This is a genomic window from Kosakonia sp. WA-90, from assembly GCF_039871955.1.
Taxonomy (GTDB): Bacteria; Pseudomonadota; Gammaproteobacteria; order Enterobacterales; family Enterobacteriaceae; genus Kosakonia; species Kosakonia oryzendophytica.
In genome coordinates this window covers 1-18607 of record NZ_JBDPLJ010000005.1, presented here as the reverse complement: position 1 = coordinate 18607, position 18607 = coordinate 1, and the positions used below count along the sequence as shown (strand labels likewise).

The following is an 18607-nucleotide window of genomic DNA, read 5'->3' as shown; positions in this document are numbered from 1 at the left end:
CTGTAATATTACAGCGCTTTTAGCATGCGCACTTCACAGTCTACATGGCCGGTGCAGCCCAGCGGCCCGTCAATGTGCTCAAAGCCCAGGTGCTCATACAGACCAATGGCATCGGTAAGGAAAGCGGTGGTTTCCAGATAACAGCGGGTAAAACCCTGCGCGCGGGCGTGGTCGAGCGCCATTTGCGCCAGCTTTTTCGCCAGACCCTGGCCGCGAGCCCTGGGCAGGAAATACATTTTTTGCAGTTCGCAGATATCCGGTTCACTGCATTTTAGCGGCGCAACGCCGCCACCGCCGACGACGTCGCCGTTTTGTTCCACTACCCAATATGCACAACCCGGGCGACTGTAGAGCTGATAAAGCTCGTCCAGTTCGGGGTCGGCGACGGTGTAGCCTTTATCGGCGGTGAGGCCATACTCCGCCGAAACCTGGCGGATCACCGATGCGATTGCTGCGTTATCTGTAGCAGCAATCCGGCGCATTTTCACCTCTACCGGAGCGGTCACATTCATTTCTGCACTCTGTTTTGGGGTTATGACGTGATCCTGCTTAATACCACCACAACGGCGTTCTGGCAAGACCAGGAATATTGGTCGCTATTATTTCGACTTTAAACTATTTAGACTTAAGAATGGACTTAACTCAACCGCAATATTGTTATGGTTGACTCTGTTTGTCTTGTTTTTTTACGATAAGGATTGTTATGACTTCCGAAACTCATGGTTCCGTAACGGCTCCCGTTCGCCATTTTCTCTTTCAGGGCAGTGGCAAAGGCTATTTTGCGGTATGGCTGGTGAATATTCTTCTTACCCTGATAACCGCAGGGTTATATTTACCCTGGGCATTAGTGCGTGCACGCCGTTATTTCTACGAGAATACTGAACTTGGCGGTGCGCGTTTTTCTTATCATGCCACCGGGCGTTCGATTTTTGTTGGCTGGCTCTGTCTGTTGGTGCTGTATGTGATTTTCCTGATAAACGTGGTGCACCAGAATGTTGGCCTGCAACTGTGCATGATTGGCTTATTCCTGATTTTCTTCCCGTGGCTGATTACTCAGGGGCTGCGCTATCAACTGCTGATGACGGAAATTAACGGTGTACGCTTCAATTTCTACGCCAGCCCACTGCGCGCCTGGTGGGTGATGATGGGATGCCCATTGCTGATTATTATCGCTTCAGTGGTGATCTTCTCCCTTTTTGCCTCTTCTGCTGTCAGTAGCGGTTCGTACGGCGCTATTTTCACTATGATTGGTATCGGTACGCTGGTATTAATGCTGGGGATCGCCATTATGCAGGGTGTATATACTGCACAATGGTTTGGCATGCTGGTTAATAATCTGCAATACGGCAAACTGAAATTCGCCGGTGAATTTTCCGCGAAAAAATGCATCACGATTATTGTATTGTCGATGCTGTTGTTTGTGCCGTTTATCGCCGTTGTATTGTATATCATTATTCCGGCGTTCTTTATGATGACGCAGTATGCCTATGCGGCTGGCGATGACCCGGAACAGTTAGCACTGCTGATGGGACCGTTCTACGGAAAATTACTGTTCAGCTATCTGCTGTATATTGTCGGTGCGGTGGTTTGCTATATTTTCGCCTTTGTGAAGCTGCGTAATTACCTCTACAGCCAACTGTCGCTGGAAGGGGATATTCGTTTTTCTTCTACGGTGACCATCGGGCGCGTGTTCGTGATTTCCGTGACCAACCTGCTGGTGTGCTGCGTGACGCTGTTCCTGGCGTGGCCGTGGGCGAAAGTGCGCTTTACCCGCTATTTACTGGAAAATACGCACGTACACGGTGATCTGGAAGCGCTGCCGTTGGAAAAACACGACGTGCAACCGGCAAAAGATCCAGCGAATCTGCTGGCGCGTGGTTTGTCTTTCTATCCGGTAGTCTTTTAATCTGACCGCTTTTGCCGGATGACGCTCAATGTTTTATCCGGCCAGCCAATAAAAAAGCCGGGCATCAGAGCCCGGCTTTTTTTATGCAACGTGATTACAGCGCGGCGATAACGGCCTGCTGTTCAATCAGCTTCGCTTTCGCTTCCGCATAACCTTTCAGCTTCTCACGCTCTTTCGCAATCACCGCTTCCGGTGCGCGCGCGACAAAGCCTTCGTTACCGAGTTTGCTTTCGATACGCCCAATTTCCTGATCCACTTTAGCGACTTCTTTCGCCAGACGCGCCAGTTCGGCGTCTTTGTCGATAAGCCCCGCCATCGGGATCAGCAACTCTGCGCCGTCAACAATCTTGGTGACCGAAACCGGGCCTTTCTCGTCAGCAGACAGGATCGTAATGCTATCCAGGCGCGCCAGCGTTTGCAGGAAGCTCTGGTTATCGTTTACACGACGTTTTGCATCTTCGCTTGCGCTACGCAGCAACAGCTCCAGCGGTTTACCCGGAGAGATGTTCATTTCCGCACGGATGTTACGCACGGCAATGATCGCCTGCTTCAGCCATTCGGTGTCCGCCAGCGCGTTCTCATCTACCTGAGAGGCGTCATATGCCGGGAACGGTTGCAGCATGATGGTCTCGGCGGTGATGCCTTTCAGCACTTTCACACGCTGCCAGATGGTCTCGGTGATAAACGGAATGATCGGGTGCGCAAGACGCAGAAGACCTTCCAGCACGGTGACCAGCGTATTACGGGTGCCGCGCAATTCCGCTTCAGAGCCACCGTTCATGACCGGCTTGGTCAGCTCCAGATACCAGTCGCAGAACTGGTTCCAGGTGAACTCGTACAGGATGCCTGCCGCAATATCAAAGCGGAAGTTATCCAGCGCGTCGCGATAAGCCTTGATGGTCTGGTTGAACTCGGCGAGGATCCAGCGATCCGCCAGCGAGAGTACTTTTTCGCCGCCGTTGAAGCCGCAATCCTGATCTTCGGTGTTCATCAGCACAAAGCGGCTGGCATTCCACAGCTTGTTACAGAAGTTACGATAACCCTCCAGGCGCTTCATATCCCAGTTGATGTCGCGGCCGGTAGAGGCCAACGCCGCCAGGGTAAAGCGCAGGGCGTCGGTACCGTGCGGCTCAATGCCGTCCGGGAACTGTTTCTCGGTGCGTTTACGGATTTTTTCCGCCAGCTGCGGCTGCATCATGTTGCCGGTGCGTTTTTCCAGCAGATCCGCCAGCGAAATCCCGTCTACCATATCCAGCGGGTCAATCACGTTACCCTTGGATTTGGACATCTTCTGGCCTTCGTCATCACGAATCAGACCGGTCATATAGACGGTCTTAAACGGGACCTGCGGTTTGCCATCTTCGTCTTTGATAAAGTGCATGGTCATCATGATCATGCGCGCGATCCAGAAGAAGATAATGTCGAAGCCGCTGACCATCACGCTGGTCGGGTGGAACTGACGCAGTGCGTCGGTGTTTTCCGGCCAGCCGAGGGTGGAGAAAGTCCACAGCGCGGAGGAGAACCAGGTGTCCAGCACGTCTTCGTCCTGGCGCAGGGCGACATCGGCGGACAGGTTGTTTTCCTGACGCACTTCCTCTTCGCTGCGGCCGACGAAGACGTTGCCCTCGTTGTCGTACCAGGCCGGAATACGGTGGCCCCACCACAACTGGCGGGAGATACACCAGTCCTGAATGTCGCGCATCCAGGAGAAGTACATATTCTCGTACTGCTTCGGCACAAACTGGATATCGCCGTTTTCCACCGCTTCTACCGCCGGTTTCGCCAGTACGTCGGCACGCACGTACCACTGATCGGTCAGCATCGGTTCAATAACCACGCCGCCGCGATCGCCGTACGGTACGGTCAGATCGTGCGGTTTAATCTCTTCCAGCAGACCGAGCGCGTCTACCGCGGCGACCACCGCTTTACGCGCGGCAAAACGCTCCAGTTTCTGGAACTCCGCCGGGATGTCTGCCGGGTAAACGTCGGATTCGTTGCCGTTGGTGTCGTACACCTGCGCGCTTTCACGGATATCGCCGTCAAAGGTCAGGATATTGATCATCGGCAGCTTGTGACGACGACCAACTTCGTAGTCGTTAAAGTCGTGCGCCGGGGTGATTTTCACGCAGCCGGTGCCTTTTTCCATGTCGGCGTGTTCATCGCCAACGATCGGAATACGGCGGTTCACCAGCGGGAGCACCACAAATTTGCCGATCAGATCTTTATAACGCGGATCTTCCGGGTTTACCGCTACGCCGGTATCGCCGAGCAGCGTTTCCGGACGGGTGGTGGCGACCACCAGGTAATCTTTACCGTCGGCGGTTTTCGCGCCATCGGCCAGCGGGTAACGGATATGCCACATGGAGCCTTTCGACTCGCGGTTTTCCACTTCCAGATCGGAGATCGCCGTGCGCAGTTTCGGATCCCAGTTCACCAGGCGTTTGCCACGGTAGATCAGATCTTCTTTATACAGGCGGACGAACACCTCTTTCACTGCATTGGAGAGGCCTTCATCCATGGTGAAACGTTCGCGATCCCAGTCCACAGAGTTACCGAGACGGCGCATCTGGCGAGTAATGGTACCGCCAGATTCGGCTTTCCACTGCCAGATCTTGTCGATAAAGGCGTCGCGGCCGTAGTCGTGGCGGGTTTTCCCTTCTTCCGCGGCAATTTTACGTTCAACCACCATCTGGGTGGCGATACCGGCATGGTCAGTCCCCGCCTGCCACAGGGTGTTTTTGCCCTGCATGCGCTGGTAACGGATCATGGTATCCATAATGGTTTGCTGGAAGGCGTGGCCCATATGCAAACTGCCGGTGACGTTCGGCGGCGGGATCATGATGCAGAAGCTTTCCTGGCTTTCATCACCGTTGGGTTTGAAATAGCCCTGCTTTTCCCACTGCTCGTACAGCGGCTGTTCGATATCTTTGGGGTTGTATGTCTTTTCCATTATTTCCAGGTTGCCGTGTTCAGGTTGAAACCGGCCACGCGGTAAGCTTTATAGCGTTCGCGCGCCAGTTGTTTCAGAGAGTCTTCGTAAGGGACGAAGTCTATCACTTCTGTGAAAGCGGTGGCAAAATCTGCAAATTCCACCCTCAGGCTGATCAGTACATCGCGTGGGCTGCTGCTGCGCTTTTGCGGCCAGGCCAGCTCAACCGGTGCACCACCGCGCGGACCTTCGCCCGACAGGTTGTGCGGCACGAAGCTTTCCGGCGGGCGCGCCCACAGGGCTTCATCCAGCCGGATAGCCTGTTGCTCATCGGCACAGGCGATCAACACGCGTTTGCCATTGCGCCAACGTTCTGCGGCAATCTCACACACCAGTTGTTCCACGGCGTTTAAGCCATCAACGGTGTTGTCGTTGTCCAGAAGATAGAACGTTGCAGTCTTCATAATATATGGGGTTTCTTGTGGTGGATTTAAATCTCATACCCTCACCCCGGCCCTCTCCTTAAGAGAGAGGGAGCGGTGATTCCCTCGCCCCTTTGGGGAGAGGGTTAGGGTGAGGGGGACTTTACATTACTCTTCGCCGTTAAACCCGGCGCGGTTCAGCAGGAACTGCGACAGCATTGCCACCGGGCGACCGGTCGCACCTTTGGCTTTACCGGAGCGCCATGCGGTACCGGCGATGTCCAGATGCGCCCAGTTATACTTGCGGGTAAAGCGCGACAGGAAGCACCCGGCAGTGATTGCACCGCCAGGACGGCCGCCAATGTTCGCCATATCCGCAAAGTTAGACTCCAGTTGCTCCTGGTATTCATCACCCAGCGGTAAACGCCATGCACGGTCGCCAGCTTGTTCAGAGGCGCCGATCAGCTCATGAGCCAGCGGGTTGTGGTTCGACAACAGACCCGTGATGTGGTGACCCAGCGCAATCACGCATGCGCCGGTCAGCGTAGCGACGTCAATCACCGCTTCCGGTTCGAAGCGTTCCACGTAGGTCAGCACGTCGCACAGCACCAGGCGGCCTTCCGCGTCAGTGTTCAATACTTCTACGGTCTGGCCGGACATGGTGGTCAGCACATCGCCAGGACGGTACGCGCGCCCGCCAGGCATATTTTCACAGCCCGCCAGTACGCCAATCACGTTGATCGGCAGTTGCAATTCGGCCACCATGCGCATCACGCCATAGACTGCCGCCGCGCCGCACATGTCGTATTTCATTTCGTCCATGCCTTCGGCAGGCTTGATCGAAATACCGCCGGAGTCGAAGGTCAGGCCCTTGCCGACCAGCACAATCGGGCGTGCCTCTTCAGACGGGTTGCCTTTGTATTCGATCACCGACATCAGCGATTCATTCTGTGAGCCCTGGCCCACCGCCAGGTAAGAGTGCATGCCCAGCTCGCGCATCTGCTGCTCGCCAATCACGCGGGTGACCACATTTTTACTGTAGGTGTCCGCCAGTTGGCGTGCCTGAGAAGCCAGATAACCGGCATTACAGATATTGGGCGGCATATTGCCCAGATCTTTCGCGGCTTTAATGCCAGCAGCAATCGCCAGACCGTGCTGGATAGCGCGCTCGCCGCTGGTCAGCTCACGGCGGGTTGGCACGTTGAACACCATTTTACGCAGCGGGCGACGCGGTTCGCTTTTGTTGGTTTTCAGTTGGTCGAAGCTGTACAGCGTTTCTTTTGCTGTCTCTACCGCCTGGCGGACTTTCCAGTAGGTATTGCGGCCTTTAACATGCAGTTCGGTCAGAAAACAGACCGCCTCCATGGAACCTGTATCATTCAGGGTGTTGATGGTTTTCTGGATCACCTGCTTGTACTGACGCTCATCCAGTTCACGCTCTTTACCGCAGCCAATCAGCAAAATCCGCTCAGAGAGGACATTCGGCACGTGATGAAGCAACAACGTTTGGCCCGGCTTGCCTTCCAGCTCGCCGCGACGCAGCAGCGCGCTGATATAGCCGTCGCTGATCTTATCGAGTTGTTCGGCAATCGGAGAGAGTCGGCGCGGTTCAAAGACACCAACAACGATGCAGGCACTCCGCTGTTTCTCCGGGCTACCGCTTTTTACACTGAACTCCATGCACTACGCTCCTGAATCTTAAAGACAACAGCGGCGGCTACGGATAGAATTGCAAGCTTTCGTAACTCATGTCCGCTGTTGCGGTGACTTCGTGTTAATCTTAATGTTACTTCGGTTTCGGCACGTCAGAATCGGGTCTTACGCACGTATCCGCTGAGTATATTAATCTTAGCGATCATTTCGACGACTCAAGAGAATAAATGACGTTTAAGCCATGAAACAAGCGATTTTCCAGGAAAAAGACTGGTTTTTACGGGCGTAATTAAAGTGATAATCATAAGATATCTGGCGCGGGAGACGCTAAAAAGCCAGCTTGCGATCCTATTCATCCTGCTTTTGATTTTCTTTTGTCAAAAACTGGTCAAGATATTAGGCGCAGCGGCAGACGGTGAGATCCCCACCAACCTCGTGCTCTCGCTGCTGGGTTTGGGCGTGCCTGAGATGGCGCAGCTTATCCTGCCATTGAGCCTGTTCCTCGGCCTGCTCATGACGCTGGGCAAACTTTATACTGAAAGTGAAATCACGGTCATGCACGCCTGTGGCCTGAGCCGTGGCGTGCTGATAAAAGCGGCGATGATTCTGGCGCTGTTTACCGGCGCTATGGCTGCGGTGAACGTGATGTGGGCTGGCCCGTGGTCATCCCGCCATCAGGATCAGGTGCTGGCGGATGCCAAAGCCAACCCCGGTATGGCCGCGCTGGCGCAGGGGCAGTTCCAGCAAGCGACGGACGGCAACTCGGTGCTGTTTATTGAAGGCGTGGAAGGCAGTACGTTCCATAACGTGTTCCTTGCGCAAATCCGCCCGAAAGGCAACGCTCGCCCGTCGGTTGTGGTGGCGGACTCCGGCCACATTACACAGCATAAAGACGGTTCGCAGGTCGTCACGCTGAATACGGGGACGCGCTTTGAAGGCACGGCGATGCTGCGCGACTTCCGCATTACCGATTTCCAGAACTATCAGGCGATTATCGGCCACCAGACCGTTACGCTGGATCCTTCCGATACCGAACAGATGGATATGCGCACGCTGTTGAGCACGGATAACCCCCGCGCCAGCGCGGAGCTGCACTGGCGTTTAACGCTGGTGTTTACGGTCTTTATGATGGCGCTGATGGTGGTCCCGCTTAGCGTGGTCAACCCGCGTCAGGGGCGCGTGCTCTCCATGCTGCCCGCCATGTTGCTGTACCTGGTTTTCTTCCTGCTGCAAACTTCGCTGCGTTCGAATGGCGCGAAAGGCAAACTGGATCCAATGATCTGGATGTGGGGCGTTAACCTTGCTTATCTGGCGCTGGCGGTGGCGTTAAACATGTGGGATACGGTGCCGATGCGCCGGGTTCGCGCCCGTTTTGCCCGTAGAGGAGCGGTATAATGCAGGCTTTTGGCGTACTTGACCGCTATATCGGTAAAACCATTTTTACCACCATCATGATGACGTTATTCATGTTGGTGTCGCTCTCCGGCATCATCAAATTTGTCGACCAGCTCAAAAAAGCCGGGCAGGGCAGTTACGATGCGCTGGGCGCTGGGCTGTATACCCTCCTCAGCGTACCGAAAGATATTCAGGTCTTCTTCCCGATGGCGGCGTTGCTTGGCGCACTGCTGGGGCTTGGCATGCTGGCCCAGCGCAGTGAACTGGTGGTGATGCAGGCCTCCGGCTTCACCCGTATGCAGGTTGCCTTGTCGGTGATGAAAACCGCCATCCCACTGGTGTTGCTGACAATGGCGATTGGCGAGTGGGTCGCGCCGCAGGGTGAGCAAATGGCGCGTAACCAGCGTGCACAGTCGATGTATGGCGGCTCACTGCTTTCTACCCAGCAAGGCTTGTGGGCAAAAGACGGTAATGACTTTGTGTATATTGAGCGCGTAAAAGGCGACGATGAACTGGGCGGCGTGAGCATTTATGTGTTCAATAATCAGCGCCGTTTACAGTCTGTGCGTTATGCGGCATCGGCGAAGTTCGATACAGAACAGAAAATCTGGCGTTTGTCGCAGGTGGATGAGTCCAACCTCACCAATCCGAAGCAGGTGACCGGTACACAGACCGTGAGCAGCACCTGGAAAACCAACCTCACGCCGGACAAACTGGGCGTCGTGGCGCTGGATCCGGATGCACTGTCTATAAGCGGTCTGCACAATTATGTGAAGTACCTGAAGTCGAGTGGTCAGGACTCCGGGCGCTACCAGCTTAATATGTGGAGCAAAATCTTCCAGCCGCTTTCCGTGGCGGTGATGATGTTGATGGCGCTGTCGTTCATCTTCGGCCCGCTGCGCAGCGTGGCGATGGGCGTGCGTGTGGTGACGGGCATCAGTTTCGGCTTTGTCTTCTACGTGCTGGACAAGATTTTCGGCCCGCTGACGCTGGTTTACGGCATTCCCCCTGTGGTGGGTGCGTTGTTGCCCAGCGCCACATTCTTCTTGATCAGCTTGTGGCTGATGATGAGAAAAAGTTAATCAGTACATCAAGAGAGGCTGCGGCCTCTCTTTTTTTGGGTGCAAGGAGTCGCGCATGTTGCAGTGGGTTACACGTACGGTTGTTCGTTTCTCTTCTATTTTCCTCTGCGGGATGCTGAGTTCGGTTCTTACGGTGGCGGTGATTGGCGCGCAGTGGTTTGCTTCGCTGGTTGGCGACAGTGTGGTGCTGGCAGTGGAAGTGCTGGTCACGCTGCTGGCATTGGGGCTGGTCAGTTGGCTGACCCGTCGCGCGGATGCGCTGGCGCGTGCCGTGGGGACTGTCCGGCCGGGTTCGCCGGAAGAGGTGCAGGCAGACCGGGTATTATCCCGCTTTGATACCGCTGAAAAAGCGCAGGAATTCCAGTGTCTTATATTTCTCCCGCCCGCTATCGCCGGTTTTATTCTGCTGGATGAACGCCTTTCGCTCTATGTGCACGGCGGCCTGCTGATTCTGGCCATCGCCGGGGCCTTATGGCAGAGCCACCGTCTTGAGCACCTACGCCAATTACGCGGTTATACCACCGGCTTTGGGCGTACCGTACCGTAAGTGCTTCTCAGTAAAATCTGTTCTTAACGCGCTTCTTCGCACCAGAGGCTATGCTTTTGCATACCGTTTACCCATTAGTGGAAGACTATGTCCAGATTCTTTTTCAATGACCGCAAACAATTGGTCAATGACGCCATTGAAGGTTTAGTCATCTCAGCTCCGCACGGCAACCTCGTCCGACTTGATATCGATCCTGCCATTCGCATTGTCGCCCGCGCCGACTGGGATAAAAGCCGCGTGGCGGTGATTTCCGGCGGCGGTTCCGGACATGAACCGGCGCATGCCGGATTTGTCGGCAAAGGGATGCTGACGGCCGCCGTTTGCGGCGATGTGTTTGCCTCGCCCAGCGTCGACGCTGTACTGAATGCGATTGTCGCCGTCACCGGCGATCGCGGCTGTCTGCTGATTGTGAAGAACTACACTGGCGATCGGCTGAACTTCGGTCTGGCGGCGGAAAAAGCCAAACGCTACGGCCTGAAAGTGGAGATGGTGATTGTCGCGGACGACATCGCTCTGCCGGACAATAAACAGCCGCGCGGCATCGCCGGGACAGCGCTGGTGCATAAGATTGCGGGTTACGCCGCCGAGCACGGTAAGTCGCTCAGCGAAGTGCGCGATATCGCCCGCCAGGCTTGCGACAGTGTCTACAGTCTTGGCCTGGCAATGGAGACCTGCAACCTGCCGGGAAGCGACAGCGAAGAAGCGGGACGCATTCAGCGCGGTAAAGTCGAACTGGGGCTGGGCATTCACGGTGAACCGGGTGCCAGCGTCGTCGATACGCATAACAGCAAGGCGCTGATTGAGACGCTGGTGCAACCGCTCAAAGCGGCGGTGGGCGACGATCGCGTGGCGGTGTTGATCAACAACCTTGGCGGCGTGTCGCCGCTGGAGATGGCGTTGCTGACCAAAGAGCTGGCGCATTCTGCGCTGAAAGATCAGATTGCCTATCTGATCGGCCCCGCGCCGCTGGTCAGCTCGCTGGATATGAAAGGTTTTTCACTGTCGCTGCTGCGCCTGAACGACGAGTTTGAACAGGCGATTTGCGCCGAGGTGCAGACGGTCGGCTGGCAGAAGCCGGTACCGTTCGCACCGATGAAAACGCAGCCGCATAGCGCCGTCTATACCGGGCTGGAGAGTGAACCGTCAGAGAACCCGCAGGTAAGAGCGCTGGTCAGCAGCGCGGCGCAGACGCTGATTGGCCTTGAGAACCGCCTCAACGCGCTGGACGCGAAAGTCGGAGACGGCGATACCGGCTCAACCTTCGCCGAAGGGGCGCGGGAGATCGTGCGCCTGCTGGAGAGCAATGCGTTGCCGCTGAACAATACGGCGCAGTTGCTGCAACTGGTTGGCGAACGACTGGCGACGGTGATGGGCGGCTCCAGCGGCGTGCTGATGTCGATTTTCTTCACGGCCGCAGGCCAGGCGGTGCACAACGGGACAGCGTTGTCGGATGCATTATTGCTCGGTCTGAAGCAGATGAAACATTATGGCGGGGCGGATCTCGGCGATCGGACGCTGATCGATGCGCTGCAACCGGCATTAGAAGCGCTGCGTGACAGCGGGCTGGATGCCGCCGTCACGGCTGCGAAAAACGGCGCTGCCAGCACCGCCACCATGCAAAAAGCGGGTGCCGGACGCTCGTCGTACGTCAACCGTGAAAATCTCGACGGCGTGAGCGATCCGGGTGCGGTTGCGATTGCCGAGGTGTTTGCCGCCATCGCGAAGTAACCCATCCAGATGGCGTTGCAGGCCCGGTAAGCGTGAACGCCACCGGGCCATGCACCGAATAACGCGAGTGCATTCGGCCTGTTACGCTGTTAAAAATCCGCTTTTAATACCACGCGATAACGGGCTTTGCCGTCACGCACGTGCTGCAAGGCGTCATTAATTTGCGACATCGGGAACAGTTCGGTGGTCGGTGCCACTTTGGCGCGCCCGGCAAACTTCATCAGCTTACGCAACTCAAAGGGTGTGCCGGTGGCAGAACCGGAGACGCTGCGATCGCCTGCGATCAGGGTAAACGCCGGGACTTCCAGCGGCTTCAGCACCGCACCGACGGTGTGAAAATGCCCGCCGTGGGTCAGCGCTTCAAAGTAAGGTTGCCAATTCAGATCCACATTGACGGTGTTGATGATCAAATCAAACTGGCCCGCCAGCGCTTTCAGCGCGTCCGGATCGCGGCTGTTGACCACATTGTCCGCACCCATAATGCGCACTTCCGCCTCTTTCGACGGGTTAGAGCTGAACGCGGTCACCTCGCAGCCCATGGCGTGCAGCAGTTTGATGGCGATATGCCCCAGACCGCCAATACCGATCACCCCGACGCGGCTGGTGGCGGTGATGTGATGCATCAGCAGTGGTTTAAACACGGTGATACCTCCGCACAGCAGCGGCCCGGCGGTTTCGATATCGATGCTGTCCGGCAGAGGGATCACCCATTGCCAGTCGGCGCGGATCTTATCGGCAAAGCCGCCGCGATTGAGGATCGTCGGCACAGCGCCTTCTTTACAGTTGATGTGATCGCCGTTGATACAGGCATCGCAGTGCCCGCAGCTTCTGGCTGTCCAGCCGATACCTACACGCTGACCGACTTTTAAGCCTTTGTTTTGCGCAGCGCTACCCAGTTCCACGACCCGGCCGATCACTTCATGCCCGGCAACCAGCGGGTATTGGGAGAAGCCCCATTCGTTGTCGATCATCGACAAATCGGAATGGCAGATCCCGCAATAATCCACCTGCACTTCCACATCTTCCGCCGCCAGCGGGCCAGCGTCGTATTCCTGTAACTCCAGCGCAGCGCCGGCGTGTGGCGCGGCATAACTTTTAATGATGCTCATCATGGATTCCTTCGAGTTAGAGGGGGACGCATGAAGTGTAGGGCATCTGGCGATCCCGTGGCAGCCTGTGCGCGCGCAGATAGCCCGTTTCGCCAAAACGATGCCCGCTGATGCACCGCCAGCGCCCGCTTTTTCGGATTTTCCATAGGCCTATTTCGGCCTGTCGGCTGTGCAACAGAATGTGTCCGTACCATCCTCAAAGAGATGCCGTACACACCCTACAGGAGCAACGAAAAATGGCTGAACAACCGCAAAGCACCGGCGATGCCGGGGTGGCTTTAATCAAGTCTTTTGAAGGGCTCAGGCTTGAGAAATACCGGGATGCTGTGGGTAAATGGACCATCGGATATGGTCATTTGATCCTGCCGAACGAGAGTTTCCCCAGGGCGCTAACTGAGGCGGAGGCTGATGAGTTGCTGCGTGACGATCTGGGGATCACTGAACGCAGTATTCACCGGCTGGTGACAGTGGATTTAAATCAGAACCAGTTTGATGCGCTGGTGGCCTTTACCTTTAACCTTGGCGCCGGGAATTTGCAGACGTCCACGCTGCTCAAACTGCTGAACCAGGGAGAGTATGCCCAGGCCGCCAATCAGTTCCCGCGCTGGAACAAAGCGGGCGGCAAAGTGCTGGCCGGACTGACCCGGCGACGCGAAGCAGAACGGGCGCTGTTTTTGAAAGCGTGAACGCGAACGACGTCTCATATATGCATTGTTCATTATGCGGCCTCATACACCTTATGAGGCCGATTGATTTCCCGGCCGGTTGCCAACAGCCTGAGATGGCGCTGTTTTTTTCAGCACTTAGCGGCTTATGACAAGATCGTGACTTGCATAGCCGCCCGCGGCAGGTATAATCCAACACGTTTCCGCATCCCCTTCAGTGCCGAAGTGGCGAAATCGGTAGACGCAGTTGATTCAAAATCAACCGTAGAAATACGTGCCGGTTCGAGTCCGGCCTTCGGCACCATCGGAACATCAATAGACGTCAACGGACGTCTTTTTTTGTGCCTGAAATCCAGTATACGCAAGGCTTTCCTCGCTTTTTCACTCAACCTAAGTCAACCTGATTCAATCTACATCAACTTACTGATGTGGGTACAACTGCGGGTATATCCCGGTTCGATAATGTTTGTACCCACACAGAACCCTTGAAAGGATACTCATCATGGCTCTGAGTGATGTGAAGGTTCGTTCGGCAAAGCCTGAAGCAAAAGTCTACAAACTGACTGACGGTGATGGCATGGTTTTCTTGGTTCACCCTGACTGCTCAAAATACTGTCGAGTGCGTTATCGCTTTGGTGGCAAGCTGCAACTGATGGCATTTGGTATTTATTCTGAAACCTCTTTAGCCGGTGTTCGTCATAAAAGAGAATAGGGCAGAAGGCTTGTTGAATTGCCTCGGAGAATCCAAATACTTCCGAGCCGTTGATAATTAGGTTATGTCCGTTACCTAATGATCATATGGTACGTCCGTATTAAACTGTAGCTGGAGCATGTTGAGCGTCACGATACTGGCTTCACCTTTGCGTGCCCGCGGATTTCGTCGGTACCCGATCGTAGTCTTTATTCCAGCACGCTTCTTCAGCCTCCAGACATGGTTCATGTCGCACGATTACCCTATTTCACGCAAGCCTAAGTGGATCTTGTGATAGTCATAGACGCAGCCTGAATCAAGCCATAACTGTTTGATCTGCCAAATCAACATCTGGCCTCCTAAGTGTCGTGGTGAATGCGGCTGTTGTCGCGGATAAAGGCGTACCTCAGTCGGACAGCTTTGCGAAGTACATTAGTATGTCTATCTCGTCGGTAACTCGCTTCAGTTCTTTCTTAAACCGGCGGGTCTCTGACTGGACATCGGCCTAAGTTTTTTTGACCAATGAATCAGGTTTGTATTTTTTGCCCATGCATTATAGAGAGTGTGTGGTGATATTGAGACGATTGGCAACATTTACAATGGGATGGATGCGATCAACAGCCTGTTTGACCGATTCGATTTTGAGCTTTTCAGGATAACGTTTACAGCTCATGTACACCTCTCTTTTAGGTCATTTTGAATGACTCTCAGGTATCAATTAATCCATGGCGATTCAACAAGCAATAGCGTCTTACCTATTTCGATAGTTGGCTGCCTTTTGAAATGTGAGCTATATGTCGTTTTACGGAAATTTATGATTCATTTGATTAGTGGCACAGATGGATATATCAATATTATGGTATGTATTCTGCTCGTTTTTAGAAATAAATGCAAGCTAAATATTTTTTGAAATGGTATATAAAACATGTACTTATAATTAACTGCGTCATATGGTGTTATGAGTAAAATGATGTTTTTTAAGTTAAATTTTTTTGTGAAATGTCTTTTTTAGTGTATGGCTTTAATTATATGTGATGTAAGTTAAACAATATTTTGATTTGTGTTATTAACTTGGCTTGACTTAGTTAATCTATGATGGTAAATAAGATGCATCTGGTGATAATTTAAGAAATGAAATCATGGATAGAATAAACTATAGCTCTTGGCCAAGAATGTCTCTGTCAGTAACTAATTTAAAACTCGATAAAAATAACCCGCGAATTCCTAGCTACGTGATAACACGGACTACAAGAGATATTTTGCGTTTTCTATTCGAAAACGAAAAGGTTGACAGACTTGCAGGAAAAATTGTTGATAAAGGATTTATATCGCATGACCCAATATATGTTATAAAAGAAGGTGACGCTTATGTGGTTGTCGAGGGCAATAGACGTGTATCAGCATTGAAATGTCTTTTAGAGCCAGATTTAGCGCCCACAGTTTCTATAAGAAGGAAGATGAATATTCTCAGGAATAAAATTGGGGAAGATGTAATAGAGAAAATAGAAGTATATGTGGCTCCCTCAAGGAAGGCGGTTGAAAATGTTCTATTCGAATTGCATGCTGAGGGTAAACTTCAATGGAATCGTCAACAAAAAAACAAATTTATTGCTAGCATAGGAATTGATGGCGGTGAGTCCATAGCTGATATCGCTGAACGATTTAATGTTAAACCTGCTGAAATTCTGGATTCGGTTCAAGAATACATTTTGGAAAAATATTTTACTGAAATTGATTTACCAACAGATATTGAGGATAAGGCATTAAAGTCAAAGTTCAATATATCTACGATATCTAGATTGGTTAATGCCAAAAAATTCAGAACACTAACGGGTTATTTTATCAATGAAAATAAGTTAGTCACAACATGCTCACAGCAATTCTTCAATCACTTGTTAAGGCAGTTTGTCATTGATATTGTGAGGCAAAAGATTAACTCCAGGAACTTAAACACAACTGATCAAATTGATAAGTATCTTGATGGTGTAATCCAAGGTATTCCAGATAATGATGCCGGTACGCCTGTCTGTTACTACCCTGGACAGGGTGATCGTGATATTTATGAGCCTGTTGATGAACCTAAAGGTAAAGAAAAAAAACGACGTGATACTCTAATCCTAAAAGATAAAAATTATCATACAGGAAGCGAAAAGCTAGATCTTTTAATTCAGGAAGCTCAGGGTATGTTAGTTGATACCTATAAAAATGCTGCGGCTTTATTGCTTCGAAATATATTGGAAATGTCGGTTATTCGAATTTTTGAGATCCACGGAAAGAGAGACCAATGTATGAATGGGAATGGTAGGGTTAAGAATTTATCGGACAACTTAGGCGCCTTATTAAAACGTGATGTATGGTTTGACGATAAGGCATATCTTGAAGATTTAATCCGGTTTACATCTAAGGATAGCGCAAGTTGGAATTCGCTGGACTCTTTGAACCGCTATGCACATGGCGAATATACACTTCCTGACCGTGATATGTTAGTGCAAGTTCGAATGATAATTAAGCCTTTGTTGAATATTTGTACTGCTCATCAGATGGCTATGAGGAATTCAAAACACTGACTTTAAAATATGCTGTGGATAGTGTATAATGATTATAAAAGTCCACGGCTCATTCATTAAGGTTAAAATGGGTAAAACATATTCACCATTGCGTTATCCTGGCGGAAAGTCGTCTATTTACCCCATGATTGCGGCTATTATCGATAGTAATTTTTCTCAACCGTGCAGCTACGTTGAGCCATATGCTGGTGGTGGTGGGTTAGCTTTAGCTTTATTATTCTCAAATAAAGCTAAAGATATATATTTAAATGATCTTGATAAAGCTATCTGGTCTCTTTGGTACTCGATATTAAATGATGTGGATTCATTTATTGAGAAAATAAAGAGTACAGAAGTCTCTATGGATGAGTGGCATAAGCAACGACATATACAAAATAATACGAGTAACTACTCAATTCTCGATGTCGGATTTTCAACTTTTTTTCTTAATAGAACAAACCGGTCCGGTATTATTCTGAAAGCTGGAGTTATCGGCGGACTTTCGCAAAGTAATGAAAAATATAAGCTGGATTGTCGATTTAATAAAGAGGCCCTTATCGGTAAAATATTAAGAATCAATGAGCAAAGGGAGCGCATTCATATCTTTAATAATGATGCTGTTGATTTCCTTAAGGAAATAGATTGCCGTGATATGAATGATGTTTGTTTCTTTATAGATCCACCATATTACGAGAAAGGAGCTAGCTTATATACTAACTTTTACGATAAAAATGATCATGCGAAAATTGCAGATACTATTTCTTCTTTAAAGAATCGATGGATTTTAACGTACGATAATTCAGAAGAAATAAAAAAGCTTTATAGCAAATATAATGGCTATGAATTCTTTCTAAATTATAGTTTAGCGAAAAAAAGGTTAGGGACTGAATTTCTTTTTTGTAATCATAATGTAAATATCCCAAATAAATTTATGGGTTGTAATCTAATCCCATTTCGCTCTTGATCTTATTTTGGGTTAATGTTTTTTTTTGATGTTAATTCAGGGTTGAGCTTAGCATTATTATTCTTAATAAAATTCGCATATGCAATTAGTTTGTTTAGTAATGTGCGACTTTAACAAATAGTTAGCATTGAAATGATGTTGTCTTTCTGATGTTAAATATCGCTTTTCTTAGTTTTAATAGAGTTATTATAATTTGACTGTTATAATGACATGAATAAAAACCTAGATTTCTCTTTCCAGTTGTAGTGAAAAACTTCGGAGATCCCGGCCTAACGGCAGACGTCCATGGCTGTACACCCGGTATCTAGGGACTTCAATACAGCGATCATATGGTGCTAAGAGAATCGGGCTTTACACATCGCGATCTCTTCACTGAGACATAATAAGTATTTCGGAAGATCTCTGAAAGTGAATAGTCCGGCTATGCGAGATACTGACTCTTCTATCACTTTCCACCTTTGTTCTCTGAAATAAAGCACCAGCAATCATCGCCTTGTTTCCCGGGTGGCTGTATCTATGAAAAAACGCTCTACTATTTGGCAGATACGGATAGCGATAATTGATGGTGGTCAGTGTTTTCTGCATCAAAAAATTCAGGGTTGTTGCCTCCCATCCCGCTTCCGCATGAGCCTTCCCCGATCCACCAATACTCCGTCTTTGTAGTACCGTTCAGGCCAGATCACGTCCGGCGTAACGCCGATCGCTTCCGCGATAATGGCTTCTCCTTTCGGCCACGGTCTTTCCAGTGCGTTAGCCAATGTAGAAGAGCTTAAACCCATCGCTCGGGAAAGTGCGGCTAAAGATGTTCCCTTCTTATGCAGGGCCGCGACGACGTCTGCTTTATGCCAGTTCGTATCCATGACCTGCTCCCCATTGATTAACACACGACGATGTTAGTAATGTCTTCATCAGCAACGTGAGGACATCCCCATGAAGAAGCGTTTTTCTGACGAACAGATCATCAGTATTC

The 18607-nt window shown here is 51.3% G+C and carries 15 protein-coding genes, 1 tRNA gene and 2 pseudogenes; 11 read left to right on the top strand and 7 right to left on the bottom strand.

The features are described from left to right. Nucleotides 1-8: 8 nt before the first annotated feature. A complete protein-coding gene (locus ABGA49_RS10445; protein ID WP_061498183.1) occupies nt 9-512 on the bottom strand; it encodes a GNAT family N-acetyltransferase in 504 nt (167 codons plus the stop codon). A 191-nt stretch (nt 513-703) separates the two neighbouring features. Between ABGA49_RS10445 and ABGA49_RS10440 the strand changes: the two genes are divergently transcribed. Continuing rightward, nucleotides 704-1906, top strand: a complete 1203-nt coding sequence (locus ABGA49_RS10440; RefSeq protein WP_347665524.1) for a DUF898 family protein — start codon at nt 704-706, stop codon at nt 1904-1906. A 94-nt stretch (nt 1907-2000) separates the two neighbouring features. On the opposite strand, the gene ABGA49_RS10435 is transcribed toward ABGA49_RS10440, so the two are convergent. From ABGA49_RS10435 to pepA, 3 genes are all read right to left on the bottom strand, one after another. Then, a complete protein-coding gene (locus tag ABGA49_RS10435) occupies nt 2001-4856 on the bottom strand; it encodes a valine--tRNA ligase (RefSeq protein WP_347665523.1) in 2856 nt (951 codons plus the stop codon). Beyond that, on the bottom strand, nt 4856-5299 hold the full coding sequence (holC, locus tag ABGA49_RS10430) for a DNA polymerase III subunit chi (protein WP_061498170.1): 444 nt from the start codon (nt 5297-5299) through the stop codon (nt 4856-4858). The genes ABGA49_RS10435 and holC overlap by 1 nt, the downstream gene beginning before the upstream one ends. Before the next feature lie 126 nt (nt 5300-5425). After that, nucleotides 5426-6937 carry a leucyl aminopeptidase gene (gene pepA / locus ABGA49_RS10425; protein WP_061498167.1) on the bottom strand — a complete coding sequence of 504 codons (1512 nt, stop codon included), beginning with the start codon at nt 6935-6937 and terminating at the stop codon, nt 5426-5428. 153 nt (nt 6938-7090) lie between these two features. Here pepA and ABGA49_RS10420 point away from each other — a divergent pair, with 153 nt between their 5' ends. The 5 genes from ABGA49_RS10420 to ABGA49_RS10400 all read left to right on the top strand — a co-directional run bounded on the left by ABGA49_RS10420 (nt 7091) and on the right by ABGA49_RS10400 (nt 11662). Continuing rightward, nucleotides 7091-7141: a hypothetical protein gene (locus ABGA49_RS10420; protein ID WP_216848985.1), complete on the top strand. Its 51-nt coding sequence runs from the start codon at nt 7091-7093 to the stop codon at nt 7139-7141. Between the two features lie 63 nt (nt 7142-7204). Beyond that, nucleotides 7205-8305 carry an LPS export ABC transporter permease LptF gene (gene lptF / locus ABGA49_RS10415; protein ID WP_061498164.1) on the top strand — a complete coding sequence of 367 codons (1101 nt, stop codon included), beginning with the start codon at nt 7205-7207 and terminating at the stop codon, nt 8303-8305. Continuing rightward, entirely contained in the window at nt 8305-9387 is a 1083-nt protein-coding gene (gene lptG / locus ABGA49_RS10410) for an LPS export ABC transporter permease LptG (RefSeq protein WP_061498162.1), read from the top strand. Before lptF ends, lptG begins: the two co-directional genes overlap by 1 nt. Before the next feature lie 55 nt (nt 9388-9442). Then, nucleotides 9443-9934: a hypothetical protein gene (locus ABGA49_RS10405; RefSeq protein ID WP_061498160.1), complete on the top strand. Its 492-nt coding sequence runs from the start codon at nt 9443-9445 to the stop codon at nt 9932-9934. Between the two features lie 87 nt (nt 9935-10021). Further along, nucleotides 10022-11662 carry a dihydroxyacetone kinase subunit DhaK gene (locus ABGA49_RS10400; protein ID WP_347665522.1) on the top strand — a complete coding sequence of 547 codons (1641 nt, stop codon included), beginning with the start codon at nt 10022-10024 and terminating at the stop codon, nt 11660-11662. An 89-nt stretch (nt 11663-11751) separates the two neighbouring features. Here the strand turns inward: ABGA49_RS10400 and ABGA49_RS10395 are convergent, their stop codons facing one another. After that, the gene (locus tag ABGA49_RS10395) at nt 11752-12771 is read right to left on the bottom strand and encodes an NAD(P)-dependent alcohol dehydrogenase (RefSeq protein ID WP_061498152.1); all 1020 of its coding nucleotides are present in this window, start codon (nt 12769-12771) and stop codon (nt 11752-11754) included. A gap of 236 nt (nt 12772-13007) precedes the next feature. Between ABGA49_RS10395 and ABGA49_RS10390 the strand changes: the two genes are divergently transcribed. The 3 genes and pseudogenes from ABGA49_RS10390 to ABGA49_RS10380 all read left to right on the top strand — a co-directional run. Beyond that, nucleotides 13008-13457, top strand: coding sequence for a lysozyme (locus ABGA49_RS10390; RefSeq protein WP_347665521.1), 450 nt, complete (start codon nt 13008-13010; stop codon nt 13455-13457). 198 nt (nt 13458-13655) lie between these two features. Beyond that, nucleotides 13656-13740 (top strand) — tRNA-Leu (locus ABGA49_RS10385). Nucleotides 13741-13938: 198 nt separating this feature from the next. Further along, a pseudogene (locus ABGA49_RS10380) lies at nt 13939-14145 on the top strand (Arm DNA-binding domain-containing protein); the annotation flags it as partial. Nucleotides 14146-14226: 81 nt separating this feature from the next. Here the strand turns inward: ABGA49_RS10380 and ABGA49_RS10375 are convergent. Next, nucleotides 14227-14806 (bottom strand): annotated as a pseudogene (locus ABGA49_RS10375) (IS3 family transposase); the annotation flags it as partial. A 460-nt stretch (nt 14807-15266) separates the two neighbouring features. On the opposite strand from ABGA49_RS10375, the gene ABGA49_RS10370 reads away from it, so the two are divergent. Both ABGA49_RS10370 and ABGA49_RS10365 read left to right on the top strand, forming a co-directional pair. After that, nucleotides 15267-16694 carry a ParB N-terminal domain-containing protein gene (locus tag ABGA49_RS10370; RefSeq protein ID WP_347665520.1) on the top strand — a complete coding sequence of 476 codons (1428 nt, stop codon included), beginning with the start codon at nt 15267-15269 and terminating at the stop codon, nt 16692-16694. Between the two features lie 28 nt (nt 16695-16722). Beyond that, nucleotides 16723-17637, top strand: a complete 915-nt coding sequence (locus tag ABGA49_RS10365) for a DNA adenine methylase (RefSeq protein ID WP_347665519.1) — start codon at nt 16723-16725, stop codon at nt 17635-17637. A gap of 593 nt (nt 17638-18230) precedes the next feature. On the opposite strand, the gene ABGA49_RS10360 is transcribed toward ABGA49_RS10365, so the two are convergent. Beyond that, nucleotides 18231-18497, bottom strand: coding sequence for a helix-turn-helix transcriptional regulator (locus ABGA49_RS10360; protein ID WP_347665518.1), 267 nt, complete (start codon nt 18495-18497; stop codon nt 18231-18233). Nucleotides 18498-18607: the final 110 nt, after the last annotated feature.

Excerpts from the sequence above, each read along its gene's own strand:
- ABGA49_RS10445 (WP_061498183.1), bottom strand. The coding sequence starts at position 512 with ATGAATGTGACCGCTCCGGTAGAGGTGAAAATGCGCCGGATTGCTGCT.
- ABGA49_RS10440 (WP_347665524.1), top strand. The coding sequence starts at position 704 with ATGACTTCCGAAACTCATGGTTCCGTAACGGCTCCCGTTCGCCATTTT.
- ABGA49_RS10435 (WP_347665523.1), bottom strand. The coding sequence starts at position 4,856 with ATGGAAAAGACATACAACCCCAAAGATATCGAACAGCCGCTGTACGAG.
- holC (WP_061498170.1), bottom strand. The coding sequence starts at position 5,299 with ATGAAGACTGCAACGTTCTATCTTCTGGACAACGACAACACCGTTGAT.
- pepA (WP_061498167.1), bottom strand. The coding sequence starts at position 6,937 with ATGGAGTTCAGTGTAAAAAGCGGTAGCCCGGAGAAACAGCGGAGTGCC.
- lptG (WP_061498162.1), top strand. The coding sequence starts at position 8,305 with ATGCAGGCTTTTGGCGTACTTGACCGCTATATCGGTAAAACCATTTTT.
- ABGA49_RS10405 (WP_061498160.1), top strand. The coding sequence starts at position 9,443 with ATGTTGCAGTGGGTTACACGTACGGTTGTTCGTTTCTCTTCTATTTTC.
- ABGA49_RS10400 (WP_347665522.1), top strand. The coding sequence starts at position 10,022 with ATGTCCAGATTCTTTTTCAATGACCGCAAACAATTGGTCAATGACGCC.
- ABGA49_RS10395 (WP_061498152.1), bottom strand. The coding sequence starts at position 12,771 with ATGAGCATCATTAAAAGTTATGCCGCGCCACACGCCGGCGCTGCGCTG.
- ABGA49_RS10390 (WP_347665521.1), top strand. The coding sequence starts at position 13,008 with ATGGCTGAACAACCGCAAAGCACCGGCGATGCCGGGGTGGCTTTAATC.
- ABGA49_RS10370 (WP_347665520.1), top strand. The coding sequence starts at position 15,267 with ATGGATAGAATAAACTATAGCTCTTGGCCAAGAATGTCTCTGTCAGTA.
- ABGA49_RS10365 (WP_347665519.1), top strand. The coding sequence starts at position 16,723 with ATGATTATAAAAGTCCACGGCTCATTCATTAAGGTTAAAATGGGTAAA.
- ABGA49_RS10360 (WP_347665518.1), bottom strand. The coding sequence starts at position 18,497 with ATGGATACGAACTGGCATAAAGCAGACGTCGTCGCGGCCCTGCATAAG.